At 33.9% G+C, this 15,318-nt stretch carries 19 protein-coding genes; 14 read left to right on the forward strand and 5 right to left on the reverse strand.

The genetic code is table 11. The annotated features are described in order from the left end of the window. Window positions 1-65 precede the first annotated feature (65 nt). From recR to AACZ49_RS15780, 13 genes are all read left to right on the forward strand, one after another. Entirely contained in the window at window positions 66-686 is a 621-nt protein-coding gene (recR, locus tag AACZ49_RS15720; RefSeq protein WP_339656878.1) for a recombination mediator RecR, read from the forward strand. Between the two features lie 91 nt (window positions 687-777). Next, on the forward strand, window positions 778-2,151 hold the full coding sequence (locus AACZ49_RS15725) for a dihydrolipoamide acetyltransferase family protein (RefSeq protein ID WP_339656880.1): 1,374 nt from the start codon (window positions 778-780) through the stop codon (window positions 2,149-2,151). Window positions 2,152-2,400: 249 nt separating this feature from the next. Continuing rightward, complete coding sequence (locus tag AACZ49_RS15730; protein WP_339656882.1) at window positions 2,401-3,177, forward strand: 3'-5' exonuclease; 777 nt, start codon at window positions 2,401-2,403, stop codon at window positions 3,175-3,177. Window positions 3,178-3,313: 136 nt separating this feature from the next. Further along, on the forward strand, window positions 3,314-3,481 hold the full coding sequence (locus tag AACZ49_RS15735) for a hypothetical protein (RefSeq protein ID WP_339656884.1): 168 nt from the start codon (window positions 3,314-3,316) through the stop codon (window positions 3,479-3,481). A gap of 612 nt (window positions 3,482-4,093) precedes the next feature. Further along, a complete protein-coding gene (locus tag AACZ49_RS15740) occupies window positions 4,094-4,705 on the forward strand; it encodes a fumarylacetoacetate hydrolase family protein (RefSeq protein ID WP_339656886.1) in 612 nt (203 codons plus the stop codon). Further along, window positions 4,705-5,043: an Hpt domain-containing protein gene (locus tag AACZ49_RS15745; protein ID WP_339656888.1), complete on the forward strand. Its 339-nt coding sequence runs from the start codon at window positions 4,705-4,707 to the stop codon at window positions 5,041-5,043. The genes AACZ49_RS15740 and AACZ49_RS15745 overlap by 1 nt, the downstream gene beginning before the upstream one ends. Further along, window positions 5,043-6,293: a competence/damage-inducible protein A gene (locus AACZ49_RS15750; protein ID WP_339656890.1), complete on the forward strand. Its 1,251-nt coding sequence runs from the start codon at window positions 5,043-5,045 to the stop codon at window positions 6,291-6,293. Before AACZ49_RS15745 ends, AACZ49_RS15750 begins: the two co-directional genes overlap by 1 nt. Before the next feature lie 69 nt (window positions 6,294-6,362). After that, window positions 6,363-6,602 carry a 50S ribosomal protein L28 gene (rpmB, locus tag AACZ49_RS15755; RefSeq protein ID WP_079512565.1) on the forward strand — a complete coding sequence of 80 codons (240 nt, stop codon included), beginning with the start codon at window positions 6,363-6,365 and terminating at the stop codon, window positions 6,600-6,602. Between the two features lie 20 nt (window positions 6,603-6,622). Then, window positions 6,623-6,805: a 50S ribosomal protein L33 gene (rpmG, locus tag AACZ49_RS15760; RefSeq protein ID WP_058105695.1), complete on the forward strand. Its 183-nt coding sequence runs from the start codon at window positions 6,623-6,625 to the stop codon at window positions 6,803-6,805. 36 nt (window positions 6,806-6,841) lie between these two features. Further along, on the forward strand, window positions 6,842-6,994 hold the full coding sequence (locus AACZ49_RS15765; protein ID WP_339656893.1) for a DUF4295 domain-containing protein: 153 nt from the start codon (window positions 6,842-6,844) through the stop codon (window positions 6,992-6,994). An 86-nt stretch (window positions 6,995-7,080) separates the two neighbouring features. Continuing rightward, window positions 7,081-8,037 (forward strand): signal recognition particle-docking protein FtsY, encoded by a 957-nt coding sequence (ftsY, locus tag AACZ49_RS15770; RefSeq protein ID WP_339656895.1) that lies wholly within the window; start codon window positions 7,081-7,083, stop codon window positions 8,035-8,037. A gap of 2 nt (window positions 8,038-8,039) precedes the next feature. After that, complete coding sequence (locus AACZ49_RS15775) at window positions 8,040-8,921, forward strand: DUF2911 domain-containing protein (RefSeq protein WP_339656897.1); 882 nt, start codon at window positions 8,040-8,042, stop codon at window positions 8,919-8,921. Window positions 8,922-9,126: 205 nt separating this feature from the next. After that, the gene (locus AACZ49_RS15780; protein WP_339656899.1) at window positions 9,127-9,972 is read left to right on the forward strand and encodes a metallophosphoesterase; all 846 of its coding nucleotides are present in this window, start codon (window positions 9,127-9,129) and stop codon (window positions 9,970-9,972) included. Between the two features lie 12 nt (window positions 9,973-9,984). On the opposite strand, the gene AACZ49_RS15785 is transcribed toward AACZ49_RS15780, so the two are convergent. From AACZ49_RS15785 to AACZ49_RS15800, 4 genes are all read right to left on the reverse strand, one after another. Next, window positions 9,985-10,587: a nitroreductase family protein gene (locus tag AACZ49_RS15785; protein WP_339656901.1), complete on the reverse strand. Its 603-nt coding sequence runs from the start codon at window positions 10,585-10,587 to the stop codon at window positions 9,985-9,987. Window positions 10,588-10,671: 84 nt separating this feature from the next. Continuing rightward, window positions 10,672-11,757, reverse strand: coding sequence for a serine hydrolase domain-containing protein (locus tag AACZ49_RS15790; protein ID WP_339656903.1), 1,086 nt, complete (start codon window positions 11,755-11,757; stop codon window positions 10,672-10,674). Between the two features lie 92 nt (window positions 11,758-11,849). Continuing rightward, window positions 11,850-12,257: a hypothetical protein gene (locus AACZ49_RS15795; protein WP_339656905.1), complete on the reverse strand. Its 408-nt coding sequence runs from the start codon at window positions 12,255-12,257 to the stop codon at window positions 11,850-11,852. Then, window positions 12,226-12,660: a hypothetical protein gene (locus tag AACZ49_RS15800; RefSeq protein ID WP_339656907.1), complete on the reverse strand. Its 435-nt coding sequence runs from the start codon at window positions 12,658-12,660 to the stop codon at window positions 12,226-12,228. Before AACZ49_RS15800 ends, AACZ49_RS15795 begins: the two co-directional genes overlap by 32 nt. 117 nt (window positions 12,661-12,777) lie before the next feature. Between AACZ49_RS15800 and rimO the strand changes: the two genes are divergently transcribed. After that, window positions 12,778-14,079, forward strand: a complete 1,302-nt coding sequence (gene rimO / locus AACZ49_RS15805) for a 30S ribosomal protein S12 methylthiotransferase RimO (RefSeq protein WP_339656908.1) — start codon at window positions 12,778-12,780, stop codon at window positions 14,077-14,079. A gap of 62 nt (window positions 14,080-14,141) precedes the next feature. Here the strand turns inward: rimO and AACZ49_RS15810 are convergent, their stop codons facing one another. Next, entirely contained in the window at window positions 14,142-15,302 is a 1,161-nt protein-coding gene (locus AACZ49_RS15810) for a DUF3999 family protein (RefSeq protein ID WP_339656910.1), read from the reverse strand. Window positions 15,303-15,318 lie beyond the last annotated feature (16 nt).

Raw genomic sequence — 15,318 nt, forward strand, 5'->3', positions numbered from 1 at the left:
AATTTTGTGCACGCTGTACGGTATATTTTTCAACTTTAATCGTAAATTTATACCCATTAAAGCCTATGGATTTTTCATCGAAATTATTAGAGAATGCAGTATACGAAGTGTCTCAATTGCCAGGAATTGGTAAGCGAACTGCATTACGCTTAGTGTTACACTTGCTAAAGCAGCCAGAACAGCGTACAGAAAATCTTTCATTATCATTGGTTAGTTTGAGAAGTAAAATTCAGTTTTGTCAAAATTGTCATAATATTTCAGATACCAATAGGTGTGAAATTTGCGCAAATCCTAAAAGAGATGATACTTTGGTTTGTGTCGTTGAAGATATTAGAGATGTAATGGCAATAGAAAACACAGGTCAGTTTAGGGGGAAGTATCATGTTCTTGGGGGGAAAATTTCTCCTATGGAAGGTATTGGTCCACAAAATTTAAAAATTAAATCGCTCGTTGAAAAAATAGAAAAAGGGGTAATAAAAGAATTAATTTTTGCGTTGAGTTCTACAATGGAAGGCGATACGACAAACTTTTATATTTTCAGACAAATTGAAGGTTTAGCGGTAAAGACGTCTACTATTGCACGAGGTATTGCAGTAGGTGATGAATTGGAATATGCTGATGAGGTTACCTTAGGCAGAAGTATAGTGAATAGAGTTCCGTTTGAAGGTTCGCTAAGACAAGATTAGTTCATGTAATTTCATAATAATATCAACCAAAAGGTATAAATTTTATTATTTTTGCAAAAAAATACACAAAAACAAGCTATAAATTATCGATATGTCAAAATTTGAATTAAAACTACCGCGTATGGGAGAAAGTGTTGCAGAAGCAACATTGACGTCATGGTTGAAAGAGGTAGGGGATACTATTGAGATGGATGAAGCCATTTTTGAAATTGCTACAGATAAAGTTGATAGTGAGGTGCCAAGTGAGGTAGATGGTGTTTTGATAGAGAAATGCTTTAATGTTGATGATGTAGTTAAAGTAGGTCAGACCGTCGCGATTATTGAAATAGATGGAGATGTTGATGTGGCTAAAGACGCAGGAATAATTGCTAAAAAAGATGTTGAAGTGCCTGGGCAAGTAGAAATGGTTTCTGCAGCTGAACAGGCTGTGTTAAACGCTAAATCTGATACTTCTTCCCCAAATTTTGTCATAGGAGATTCTGACCGATTCTATTCACCTTTAGTTAAGAATATTGCTAAACAAGAAGGTATTTCTTTTGAAGTGCTCGAGACTATATTGGGCACAGGTAAAGATGGTAGGGTTACAAAAGATGATATTTTGAACTATGTGAAAAATGGAGCAAGTTCTGATTATGTAAAAGTAAAAACTGCAGAGCAGTCTAAACCAGCTTTAATTACATCAGATATAACTTCTGGGCCAGCACCGGTTAAAATTAATGGGCCATTAGTTGATAAGCCTAAACTACAAGTTTCCGGTGGTGATGAGGTGATTTCTATGACTAGAATGGGCAAGTTGATTGCTAAGCATATGACAGATAGTGTATCAACTTCTGCGCATGTTCAAAGTTTTATTGAAGTTGATGTAACCAATATTGTAAATTGGCGCAATAGGATGAAAGATGCTTTCTTGAAAAGAGAAGGTGAGAAATTAACTTTCACTCCAATTTTCATGGAGGCGGTAGCTAAAGCTTTAAAGAAATTTCCAATGATGAATATCTCTGTTGATGGAGATACCGTTATTAAAAAGAAAAATATTAATATAGGAATGGCGGCGGCATTACCAGACGGTAATCTTATTGTTCCTGTAATTAAGAATGCTGACCAGTTAAATTTGGTTGGCATGGCGAAGGTTATAAATGACTTGGCAAACCGTTCTAGAAATAACACTTTGAAACCAGATGAAGTGCAAGGTGGTACGTATACTGTTACCAATGTAGGTACTTTTGGGAGTGTTTTTGGAACGCCGATTATTAATCAACCACAGGTTGGTATATTAGCTTTAGGGGCTATCAGAAAAATGCCCTCTGTGATTGAAACACCTGAAGGAGACTTTATTGGTATCCGTAGTAAAATGTACCTTTCGCATAGTTATGACCATAGAGTGGTAAATGGAGCATTAGGTAGTATGTTTGCTAAAGCAATCGCAGATTACTTGGAAGCATGGGATCCTAATCGTGAATTTTAATTCTATATAATCTTCTAAGGTGTAACAGGTCTTGTTGCGTATATTGACAATACTTAATCAAAATCAATGAATAAACTAAGCAAGATTGTCTTGTTATAAATTTATAATGCCTTTATTTCTGTTCGTATGATTAAAAGCGTAACAAGAAAGCACAGCATATTTATAATTATTTTTAAGAATAAATTTAAACACTGGTATCCTAAAGGGTTAAAAGAACGAAAGGGTATTTTTGTCAAAAGTTAAACACGTATGGAATTAAAGCTTACCAGACCGATTTGTTTCTTTGATTTAGAAACAACTGGTGTCAATGTAGCAAAGGATAGAATTGTTGAAATTGCAATACTTAAAGTGTATCCTAATGGGAACAAAGAGAGTAAAACATGGTTAGTAAATCCAGAAATGGTAATACCGGATGAGGTTATTGCGGTGCATGGTATAACCAATGAAAAGGTGGCGAATGAGCCAACCTTCAAAGAACTTTCTAAAGAAATATTTAAGATTATAAAGGATAGTGATTTAGGCGGATTTAATTCCGACCGGTTCGATATTCCATTACTTGCGGAAGAATTATTACGTGCTGGTATTGATTTTGATATGAAAAATACGGTTTCTGTAGATGTACAGACAATTTTTCATAAAATGGAAAAACGAACTTTAGAAGCTGCTTATAAGTTCTATTGTGATAAAGATTTATTAGATGCCCATAGTGCTGCTGCAGATACCAATGCGACATATGAAGTATTGCTTTCTCAGTTAGATAGGTACCCGGACTTGGAAAATAATATCAAAAAACTTTCTGAATTTTCAAGAAGAAAACAATCGGTAGATTTTGCTGGTTTCATTGCTATGGATGAAGATGGAGAAGAAGTGTTTTCATTCGGAAAGCATAAAGGTAAAAAGGTTCATGCGGTGTTAGAAAACGAACCTGGCTATTTTGGGTGGATGCTAAATGCAGATTTTCCATTATATACAAAGAAGATACTGACCCAAATAAAGTTGAGCAAGCTCAATAATAAACTTAGTTAAATACTTTCGCTTTTATTGATTTTATTTTTTATGGGTGTTGGTCATACTCAAGAAATATTGATTGAAGGCAATCTATTTGATTCAAAGAATAAAGTGCCTATGCCTTTTACTAATATTAGCTTATTGAAAATACTTAATGGCAACTCAAGTAATGAAAGGTTATTTTAATATAGATGCGCCAAAACCTTATTTAGAACGTAATGTCCAAGTTTCAGACTTAGGTTTTAAAGACCTTATAATTTCTACAAAAAGAATCGCTGAGAATAAAAAAGTCTTGTTGCAAGAAGATATCTTTGAACTTTAAGATGTGGTTGTTTCGCATACTTTAGGAGATTAACAGGTTCTTAATCCTATAAGTTTATATAGTATTAAGAGTGCTTTTTCTTTTGTTGAAATCCCCTGGTATTGGCGTTGTATTTTTCGAATATAGGAGCTGTATAAAAAATATTTAGAAAAAATAACAATACACGTTAAGCAAAACAGTAAGTTCAAAAGAGTTTCTTCTAAATTCAAGCTTTGTAATTTCGATGTAAATAAAAGACCAAAAAACTAAATCATTATGTAATTAGGAAAAGTATTATTTTAGAGAGTTCAAAGATTGAGGTTTTTGTTTCTATAGACCTTTCTAGTTTGAATATTGGTATGTCTGATGCGGGTTTTAAGCGGGTTTAGAATGGCTGTTTCTTACTTTTAATTGATATACGAATAAATATGAATATCCTATTTAAAAAAAATTAAGTTTTAGAAAATCGTTTCTTTCCTACTTTTGTAGTTGTTTATCAAAAGAATCACAACTTTAAAATGATGATTTATGGTATGGTAGAATGGTCAGATTTTGTGATAAAAGCGCCAGGAAACAAAGAGAATTTAATACCGGTTATAAGTTTAAAAATGTCTAAGAATAGATAATGTATTTATGAAAATTATTTGCATCGGCAGAAATTATACTGCGCATATCGAGGAGCTTCGTAATGAAAAACCAGAAGAACCTGTTGTTTTTATAAAACCCGATTCTGCAGTTTTACCCAAACAACAAGATTTTTATATCCCCGAGTTTTCTAATGACATTCATTATGAAGTAGAGGTATTGGTCAAAATTAAAAAAGTAGGTAAACATATTAGCGAGGAGTTTGCATCTTCCTATTATGATGAAATAGGATTAGGAATTGATTTTACCGCTCGAGATTTACAGGCGAAATTAAAAGAGAAAGGCCTGCCATGGGAAAAGGCAAAAGGTTTTGACGGTGCTGCTGTGATAGGTGCCTGGCTCCCTAAAACACAATTTAAAGACCTTAATGACTTAAATTTTAAGTTGGTAAAGAATGATGAGGTAGTGCAGAATGGAAATACCAGTTTAATGCTTTGGAAAATTGATGAGATTATAGCATATGTTTCAACATTCTTTATGCTTAAAAAAGGAGATGTAATTTTTACAGGAACTCCGGCCGGTGTTGGGAAAATAAGTCCAAATGACTATCTTTCGGGGAGTTTGGAAAATATAGAGCTTTTTACCTTAAAAATTAAATAATGATTTATAACCTGGATAAGATTAATGAGATGGCAGAGGGTGATCAGGATTTTATAAATTCTGTTATATCTGTTTTTTTGGAAGAAGTTCCTGAAGATTTGGATTTATTGGAAAAGGCGCTAACTGCCAAAGACTATGGTCAGGTTTATCAGTTAGCTCATAAAATAAAACCTAATGTTGACCTGTTGGGTATGGAGCAAACACGTGCCATTGCTTTAGAATTGGAAACATTAGGAAAAGTAGAAGGCAATATGGATGAAATGGAGAGGAAATTTCCATTACTTAAAACCGATATTAATCAGGTTGTTGCAGAATTAAAAAAAGACTTTCATTTATAATGCTTGCAGAAATTATTACTATTGGTGATGAAATTCTCATAGGCCAAATAGTGGATACCAACTCCGTGTTTATAGCCAAAGAGCTAAATAAAATAGGGATTTCCGTTTATCAAATCACCTCAATTCAAGACGATAAGGAGCATATTTTAAATGCATTTAGCGATGCTTCAAAACGTGTAGATGTCGTATTGGTAACTGGTGGCCTTGGGCCAACAAAAGACGATATTACTAAGCATACCTTTTGTGAGTTTTTTAATGATGAGCTTGTAGAGAATGCTGCAGTACTGGCACATGTTGAGGAGTTGTTCGCAAAATATATTTCAAATACACCCATATCAAATATCAATCGAAAACAAGCCTTAGTGCCTAGTAAGGCAGAAGTATTACATAATGCGAATGGTACAGCACCAGGAATGTGGATGCATCAAGAGGGAGTAACATTCATTTCAATGCCAGGTGTGCCTTTTGAAATGAAGCATTTAATGGTTGACTCGGTCATACCTAAATTAGCTGCTTTTTACAGGAGACCACATATTATACATAGAACTATAGTCACTTACGGTTTAGGTGAAAGCTCAATTGCCAATCGAATAGAGTCTTGGGAATACAATCTTCCATCTTCTATAAAATTGGCTTACTTGCCTAATTTAGGTAAAGTGAGATTGCGTTTATCTGGAAAAGGATCAGACTATTCTAATTTGGTCGCATTAATCGATGCGGAATGTGAAAAACTTTATCCTCTTATTGGTGATATCATGTTTGGTTTAGAGGATGATGAAACAATTGAAGAAGTTATTGGAAAATTGCTTTCAAAAAGAAATTTAACAATATCAACGGCCGAAAGCTTTACGGGTGGTAAGATAGCTGAAAGTATTACTTCTATACCAGGAGCTTCAAAGTACTTTAAAGGCAGTGTGGTAAGTTATGCAACGGAAAGTAAGGTAAATGTGCTTAAGGTGCCGCAAGAAATTGTCGATAAGCATTCTGTGGTTAGTGCAGAGGTTGCAAGTGCTATGGCAAAAGGGGTGAGAGAATTGATGAAAACAGATTTTGCAATTGCGACAACCGGTAATGCTGGCCCGACAAAAGGAGATTCAAATGCAGAGGTTGGAACTATATTTATTGCGATTGATGGTCCCAAGATGCATTTAGTTCAAGAATTTCAAATGGGAAGCACTCGAGAACGTATTGTGGAAAAGGCTGTGAATAAGGCATTTGAGCTGCTTCAAAAAGAAATTTTAAAAATGTGATGTTTATAGTTGTCTGAACGATAAAAATGATATAAATTTGCACCCTGTTTAAAAGAAAAAACCAGCACGATGTCAAAAGTTTGTGAGATTACGGGAAAGAAAGCGATGTTCGGAAACAATGTTTCGTTTTCGATTAATAAGACGAGAAGAAGATTTGATGTAAATCTTTCAAAAAAACGTTTTTACATTCCGGAAGAAGACCGTTGGATAACTCTTAAAGTATCAACAAGAGCTTTAAAGAGTATCAATAAGAAAGGTATATCTGCTGTTTTGAAAGAAGCAAAAGCAAAAGGATTAGTTATTAAGTAATCTGGAAAATAGAGCGTAAGATGGCAAAGAAAGGTAATAGAATACAAGTTATATTAGAATGCACAGAGCATAAAGAATCTGGTCAACCAGGTACTTCAAGATATATCACTACGAAGAATAAAAAGAACACTCCTGAGAGATTGGAAATTAAAAAATTCAATCCTATTCTTAAGAGAATGACCGTTCATAAAGAAATTAAATAGATTTTCGATTTAAGAAAATCATAAAAAATATAAGTCATGGCTAAGAAGACCGTAGCAAGTTTACAGACAAGTTCTAAAAGATTGACAAAGGCAATAAAAATGGTTAAGTCACAAAAATCAGGTGCTTACGTTTTTGTTGAACAAGTAATGCCACCAGAATTGGTAGATGCTTGGATTGCCAAGAAATAAGAAAATTAACTTTCAGTAGTTATTAAGCCCCTTTCCTACGAAAGGGGCTTTTTAATTTTTATATTTGAATAACCATAGTTTTAACAATGAGCTTATTTAAAAAAATATTTTCTTCAGAGAAAAAGGAAACCTTAGATAAAGGTTTGGAAAAGACTAAAACTAACTTTTTTTCAAAGTTGGGAAAGGCGGTTGCTGGCAAGTCTAAAGTAGATGACGATGTGCTTGATGATTTAGAAGAAGTTTTAGTTTCTTCTGATGTTGGAGTCGATACTACTTTGAAAATAATTACTAGAATTGAAGCTAGGGTTGCGAAAGATAAGTATGTAGGTACAGATGAGCTCAACGGAATTTTACGTGAAGAGATTGCTGGTTTATTATCCGAAACGAACCAAAGTGAAAATACAGGTTTAAATATATCAAATATTAAGAAACCCTACGTGATTATGGTGGTAGGTGTTAATGGTGTGGGTAAGACAACAACAATCGGTAAGCTTGCTTATCAATATAAAAAACAAGGTTTAAAAGTTGTATTAGGTGCTGCCGATACTTTTAGAGCTGCAGCGATAGACCAACTGCAGGTTTGGGCCGATAGGGTAGATGTGCCAATTGTTAAGCAACAAATGGGAAGTGATCCTGCTTCAGTGGCTTTTGATACTTTAAGTTCTGCCGTAACTCAAGATGCCGATGTTGTGATTATTGATACAGCTGGTCGATTACATAATAAGGTCAATTTAATGAATGAGTTGACAAAGGTAAAGCGCGTGATGCAAAAGGTAGTAGAAAACACACCACATGAAGTATTACTGGTTCTAGATGGTTCTACAGGTCAGAATGCTTTTGAACAGGCGAAACAATTTACCAAGGCTACTGAGGTAACCGCCTTGGCTATTACTAAACTAGACGGCACAGCAAAAGGTGGTGTGGTTATCGGTATTTCCGATCAGTTTAAAATACCGGTTAAGTATATTGGTGTAGGTGAGGGTATCGAAGATTTACAAGTGTTTAATAAATATGAGTTTGTAGATTCTTTCTTTAAAATTTAAAATTGAGGCAGGTTGGTTTCATTATTTGTTTTTTTGCATCTAGTTTTTGCTGGGCACAGATCAATCATCCAAAGGCAAGCCCTTTTACAACAATAGAACAAGAATTCGGACTTTCAAAAATCAAGGTAGAATATTCTAGACCATCTGCGAAAGGGCGTGTATTATTTGGTGATCAAGTAAATGGAAAGTCCGCACTCGTACCTTACGGCCGAATTTGGCGAGTTGGCGCCAATGAATCTACCAAAATAACATTTCTTAGTGATGTTGTAATTGATGGACAAGCCCTACCAAAAGGTAGCTATGCTTTATATGCTTTTCCCGAAGAGGATGAATGGCAAATTGTATTTCACAATAACACTACATATTGGGGTGATGGTCGATTGGATTATAATTCTCAAGACGATGCTTTAAGGGTAAAGGTCATCCCACTGAAAACATTAGAGTTTCAAGGAAATTTTTTGATTTCGTTTGATGAAATAAATCACAACGAAATTACTATGATTTGGAAGTGGGGTAATACGAAAGTATCTATTCCTATTCAAATTGATACGGAGTCACTTATGCAAGCTCAGATTAACGAAAAATTATTGAACTCACCTACCGCGCAAACTTACTACGAGATTGCAAGGTATTGTCAAGAGCAGGGAATTCTTAAGGTTAAATCACTTGGTTATATTAATATGGCTTTAAATTTGGGGGGTGATACTTATTATTTTTATCGAGTTAAGTCTTTGATTTTATCCGATTTAGAGAAGTACTCGGAGGCTATTAAAGCGGCAGAAATATCATCGAAATTAGCTGATAAAGAAAATAAAGATGAGTTTGTTCGATTGAATGCTAACGATATTAAAGATTGGAAAAGTGAACTTATTAAAAATAATTAGAGAAGATAAGTTCTTCTTTCTTAGTAATTATGAAGACAATTATATTTCAAATATCTTGTTTTATCGGAACCTTTGGGATATGAAATATCATGTTAATCTTAAATAAGTTAGTAGGTTTAAAAGGCAGTTTTATTTCGGATAGGAGTTCCTGAAAAGTGAAATTTCTTATCTAATAATGTCTAAAGGATAAAAAAATTTAGAATTAATGAAAAGGAGAAAGTTTATAAAGAAAACTTTAAAGTGGGGAGCTGGTTTAAGTATTTTAACCGGATTGTATAGTTGGCAGATTGAGCCTTTTTGGATGGAGTTTGTTCATGTTAAAATGCCATTAAAAAATTTACCAAAAGATCTTGAAGGTAAAATTTTAATGCAGATTAGCGATATACATATTGGTGAAAGTTTCGATTATCAATACATCATAGATTCGTTTAAAGAAGCTCAAGCCCTAAAGCCAGATTTTGTAGTGTATACTGGTGACTATGTAAATTATGATGATGCTGAGCAAATTTTACAATTGCAGGAAGTGCTTAAATATGCAGTTACAGGAAGTTTAGGAACTATTGGAATTCTTGGTAATCATGATTATGGTATCGATTACGCTCAAGAATCTGTGGCAAGCAGTATAACGAAAAGTTTAGATAAAGCTGGTATAACTGTGTTAAGGAATGATGCCATAGAGTTAAATGGTATTAATTTCATAGGCATAGATGACCTTTGGGGAATTAATTTTCATCCTGAAAAAGCGACAAAGAGGTATGATGCTTCAAAGGCAAATATTACCCTATGTCATAATCCGGATGTTTGTGACCTACCTGTTTGGAATAATTTTAAGGGTTGGATTCTTTCTGGGCATACGCATGGTGGGCAAGTAAAGCCACCATTTTTGCCTCCGCCAATGCTTCCTGTTAGAAATAAAAAATATGATGCGGGAGAAATTGATTTGGAAGACGGTAGAACACTTTATATTAATAGTGCTTTAGGATGCCTACTTCAAGTCCGGTTTAATGTTAGACCAGAAATTACCTTGTTTGAATTAATGAGGGAAGAATAGATAATTGATATCCTATTCAATTGAAGTTATTATCTTATCAATGGATAATCTAGATTTACCGTTTATACTAGGTTGATTGCCATCTTCAGGATCACGATAACCTATGGCAACAGAAAATAGTACCTTGTGATTTTTTATGTTCAGAATTTCCTTATATTTTTCAGGCTCGATACCTTCCATTGGTGTAGAATCTATTTCCATAGCAGCACAGGCGGCTAAGAAAAAACCTAGAGATAAATAAACTTGTTGAGTTAGCCAATTAATGGTTTTTTCAGATGGTTGGTCTTTCAGAAATTGCTTGTAGTAATTTACAGAACCTTCTGCTAAATTTTCTTCTACATGGCGTTCGAATTGTTCAAGATTATCCTGAACACTAAACACTACGAGATGACTTGCTTTGGTTATTTTAGGAGCGTTAAAGAAAGATGCTTCAGCTAAAGCATCTTTTGTTTCCTTATGAGAAACAAAAGTAAATAACCATGGTTGACTGTTAATAGAAGATGGGCTAAGCATTAAAATATGCTTCAAATCTTGGATGTGAGCTTCCGAAATTTTCTTAGAAGCATCATATTTTTTTGTGGTATATCTTTTCTCGGCTATTTTTCTAAAATCCATCAATTTTTTAGACAAAAATAAGCATTGTTATTAGCTTGAGCTATATAAAGATAATTGTAAAATAAAGGTTTTTATGAATACATGTTATTCTAATATAATGTTGTTGATATGTTTCCAAAGTTCATTGTCGTAGGTGGTAGGGCCTAATTCATCCTCGCCACCAGAATCTCCCATACGCACAATTACGAGGCCTTTGCTAGGTACTATATACATTTTCTGGTCTAAGGCTCCCAACCCTGAGATTAAATCATTTGGAGCATTAGGAATCAATTTGCCTTCAAACAGTTCCTCAGAACCTGGGACTTTATAAGCTGATTTTCCATTCAACCAATATAAATATCCGTACGAAGGATTAAGATTTTGTGAAGTGGTTGTAGCATCTGTAAAGTAAGCAATATCATCTAATATGGGAGTTTTATCCCATACACCTCTATTGAGATTTAATAAACCAAAACGAGCCATACTTCTAGCGGGACTGAAATATAGGTTAAGTTGATTCAGCTGTACCCATGAGCCTTTCATTCCAATTTTATTTCTGATTTTAGAATTGAAATAATCTGTAAAATCTTGATTAACTGCACCAGCGATAATATGGTCTAATACAGTATATGCTCCTTGATGATAATACCAATAGGTGTCGGGTTCATTTTTATATAGAAAGTATTCCTTTTCGGTACTGAAATTTTCAGGTACAGTATAATCTAAACCTGTAGTCATTGTAAGATGGTTGCGAACCGTAATGTTCAATTCTTGCGCGCTGGTTAAAGACGACCAACCTGTACCCATATAGGTTGATGAAGGCATGTTAATATCTATATACCCTTCTTGTTGGGCAATACCAACCGTCATACTAGTTAGCGTTTTAGCTGCTGAATTCCAGGAGTGCGGTTTGGCTTCGTCAAAATCCCCAAAATATTCCTCAATTACAATTCTTCCATTTTGAAGAATTATAAACGCATCTGTTTTAGTTTGTTCTAGAAATGAAATTAGGGCTGGTTTTGCACTTGCATTCCATTTTAATTCTTCAATTGATATGATTTCCCATTCAGAACCTGTTATAGGTGGAAAATACATTTCCTTTTCAACTAGGGTAGGTTCATTTGAATCATCAGAAGAACATCCGAAAAGTGCTAAAAGAGAAATGAACAAAATTAAGGTCGATAATCTCATATTGTATTTTTTTAATTGTAAATTATAACCAAAGGGGTGTGAATGGTATGTTAAAACGCTTTAAATTAGTTAATTATTTCATTTATCAGTCCCTACAGTTCATTGTCAAAAATAGATGGCCCTAATAGAATTTCACTACTCGCACCACCCATTCTAACCACAACTAAATCTAAACTTGGCACCATATATATTTTTTGGTCGTTTTTTCCTAAGCCGGCATAGAGATTTGAAGGTGCATTAGGTATTAAGCTACCTGAAAATTCAACTTCAGAACCTGGTGCTCTATAACTACTTTTTCCATTCAACCAATACAAGTAACCGTATGAAAGGTTTAAATCTTGAGAAGAATTGGTCATTGAATTAAAATACGTTGTGTCAGTTAGAATAGGCGTACCATTCCAGATATCTTGGTTTAAATTTAAAATTCCGAATAGAGCCATGCTTCTAGCTGAGCTAAATAAAACATTATTATATCCAACTTTTATAAATAAGACTTGCATACCAATAGGTCTTTAATTTTTCTGAGAAATATGAATTAATATCTGTATCGGTAGCATTTGCAATTACATCATCTAGCAAAGTGTACGGTGCATTATGATAGTACCAGGTGGAGCCTTTTTCAATGACAATTCTACCATCTTTCAAGATTATGAAGGCATCGGTATCGTTATCTTCTAAATAAGTATATAAATTGTAGACTAGGTTTTTATTCCATCCAAGAGTTTTTATTGAAAGGGTTTCCCATTTGTCTGTTTTTGTTATAGGTGGAAAATAGGTATCAAGAGGTACTGGAGCAATAACAGCTAGTGTTTCACTTTTTTCGGCTTCAGAATCAGATTCGCTAGAACAGACAAAAAAAAATGATAACACGATAAGTAGGATGAAATAATAGGGAAATTTCATGGCCAAGTTGTGGTTTGGAAGGTTATTTTAAATAATCGACTAAAGAATACTAGTAAATTTATCCATATCTAACGTTTTTAAAGACCCAAATCGTATTTTTGCACCCCAATTTAAATTATGAGGACAAAAACCCTTAAGAAGAACAAAATCAACGTAGTAACATTAGGTTGTTCGAAGAATGTTTATGATTCTGAAGTACTCATGGGTCAATTAAAGGCCAATAACAAAGAAGTTGTGCATGAGGAGGAAGGAAACATAGTAGTTATTAATACCTGTGGCTTCATTGCCAACGCTAAAGAAGAGAGTGTTAATACCATTTTGGAGTATGTTCAAAAGAAAGAAGATGGAGTTGTGGATAAGGTTTTTGTTACCGGATGCCTTAGTGAACGTTACAAGCCAGATTTACAAAAAGAAATACCAAATGTTGATGAGTACTTCGGCACTAGTGAATTGCCAGGTTTGTTAAAAGCCTTGGGTGCTGATTATAAGCATGAATTGATAGGAGAACGCTTAACGACTACACCAAAGAATTATGCGTATCTTAAAATAGCCGAAGGTTGTGATAGACCTTGTTCATTTTGTGCAATACCTATAATGCGTGGTAAGCATAAAAGTAAATCTATTGAAGATTTAGTGACCGAATCTGAAAAGTTGGCCGCTAAAGGAGTAAAAGAATTAATTCTTATAGCACAAGATCTTACATACTACGGCTTGGATCTTTATAAAAAAAGAAATCTTGCTCAGCTTTTGGAAGCATTGGTGAAGATTGATGGAATTGAGTGGATACGTTTACATTATGCTTTTCCGGCAGGTTTTCCTATGGATGTTTTGGATGTTATGAATAGGGAACCAAAAGTTTGTAACTATTTGGATATACCATTACAACATATATCTGACCGTATTCTGAAAAGTATGCGTCGTGGAACTACAGAGGCTAAGACTACGAAGTTATTACAAGAGTTTAGGGCAGCGGTTCCAGAAATGACAATAAGAACCACTTTAATTGTTGGTTACCCAGGTGAGACCAAAGAAGACTTTGAGATCTTGAAGAATTGGGTTGTAGCCATGCGTTTTGAACGATTAGGATGTTTTACGTATAGCCATGAAGAAAATACACATGCATACTCATTGGTAGATGATGTGCCAGAAGATGTTAAGCAAGAGCGTGCCAATATTATTATGGAAATTCAATCTCAAATATCTTGGGAGCTCAACCAAAAGAAAGTAGGAGAAACTTTTCGTTGTATTATAGACCGAAAAGAAGGAAACTATTTTATAGGTAGAACTGAATTTGATTCCCCAGATGTTGATAACGAAGTATTAATAGATGCTGCAAAGCATTATGTGAAACAAGGCGAGTTCGTGAATGTGAAAATTACCGAAGCTGCAGATTTTGATCTTTATGGCGAGCCAGTTTAATTAACTTACAAGTTAAAAACAAAAGGCTTTTTTTGGTGTCAAAAAATGAGAAGTGTAATTTTCTAAATCTCTTTTTTCATCATACTGATGGTGAAAAAACCTAATAGTAGTATAATGACACCAAGAATTGACCATAGCCACCATTGATTTTCGAAAAGGGGTTTTTTGGTTTCGATTTTTGGTTTAAGAATGTCTATTGCATCTCCGAATTGAAGACTTGAAATATTATCTGGAATAGAAATAGAAGTTTTTGTTATATCATAATTTGGAGCTTTATCATTTGTTTTGCCGTAAACAAGAAAATATGTTGCCGGCATTGTAAAGCGGGTAGTTAGACAATGTATATATCCTTTAGGTTTGATATTAGAAAATATTAAAGGCTGATTATCATTGTTAGAAACAATAATGCGAAGTTTTTGCGCCATGGTGCCTGGTAATTGAAAACTATTTTTCTCGATAGAAGAAAGAGTTCTTGTTGCCATTGTTCGATAATTATAATGATATCCTTTCTCTGTCTTAACGCTGTCTACAAGGTATTGTATGGTAATAGGTCTGTAATAATCAATTTTATCATCTACAGAAAGCTCTAATAGATTTAGTGGAGCCCTGTTTTTTAAGTCGACATTTATTATTGTGTTTTTTTCTTCTTGGAAAACATTGAACGAGCTTACGATGTAATCGTGGTATTGAGGGGCCTTTTTTGCTTTCTTTAAGATTTTTACAGATTCTAATTTTGGCTTTTCAGGACTTTTAATCAATAATCTGAAATATTTAAAATTAGCATCCGAAAATTTCAAAGTAGTAAATGAATAATCTGTTTGATCGTTCATTATAGAAAGAATGCGGTAATCATCTAATAGTGTAAACCATTCCTGTTGGTTTTGACTTCCTTCAAGTGTAACAAGCCAATTAAAATTAGGGTCTTTAAAACTTAATTTAATCTCATTAATAATTTCCTTTTCTTGTAATTCATAGGTATAGAAAAATCCTTTGGCATTATTGACGCTATTCAATAAATTAAAAGAAATAAATGAATTTGCATCAACCGCTTTTGAAACATTATGAATATAAGGTGCCTCAATGGTGTCTTTAGTTGTTACTCCATAAACTCGAATATCGGTTAAATTCGAATTCATGTTTTGAAAAACTTCGTTGGGTAATTGAATGGTATGCCATTGGTTCTCTATTCCTTTTAATTCTATTTTTTTTGAATAGGATTTCATCTGGCCCAAACAATAT

The organism is uncultured Maribacter sp. (genome assembly GCF_963975365.1).
GTDB lineage: Bacteria > Bacteroidota > Bacteroidia > Flavobacteriales > Flavobacteriaceae > Maribacter.